The organism is Flavobacterium macrobrachii (assembly GCF_014486675.1).
GTDB classification, from domain to species: domain Bacteria; phylum Bacteroidota; class Bacteroidia; order Flavobacteriales; family Flavobacteriaceae; genus Flavobacterium; species Flavobacterium macrobrachii.
The window spans coordinates 1-451 of record NZ_JACTAC010000196.1 but is presented as its reverse complement, the minus strand read 5'-3'; the positions used below and the strand labels follow the sequence as shown (position 1 = coordinate 451).

Annotated in this window: 1 protein-coding gene; it reads left to right on the top strand. The window is 43.9% G+C overall.

The genetic code is table 11. From position 1 onward, the window contains the following. Positions 1–451, top strand: a 451-nt coding sequence (locus tag IAI56_RS15935; RefSeq protein ID WP_187658790.1) for a hypothetical protein, incomplete at both ends; no start/stop codon positions are given.

The following is a 451-nucleotide window of genomic DNA, read 5'->3' as shown; positions in this document are numbered from 1 at the left end:
TTGTAAACTGTTGGGATAACTTCCAGTTCAACACAACAAGCTGTTCATGGGTAAACCAAGGTACACAACCGGTACAACCACCAGCTGTAAACTGTTGGGATAACTTCCAATTCAACACAACGAGCTGTTCATGGGTAAATCAAGGAACACAAGCGCCACAGCCACCAGTTGTAAACTGCTGGGATAACTTCCAATTCAACACAACGAGCTGTTCATGGGTAAACCAAGGTACACAACCGGTACAACCACCAGCTGTAAACTGTTGGGATAACTTCCAATTCAACACAACGAGCTGTTCATGGGTAAATCAAGGTTCACAACCTGTACAACCACCAGCTGTAAACTGTTGGGATAACTTCCAATTCGATACTACTTCATGTAGCTGGGTAAATCAAGGTACACAACCTGTACAACCGCCAGCTGTAAACTGTTGGGATAACTACCAGTTCAA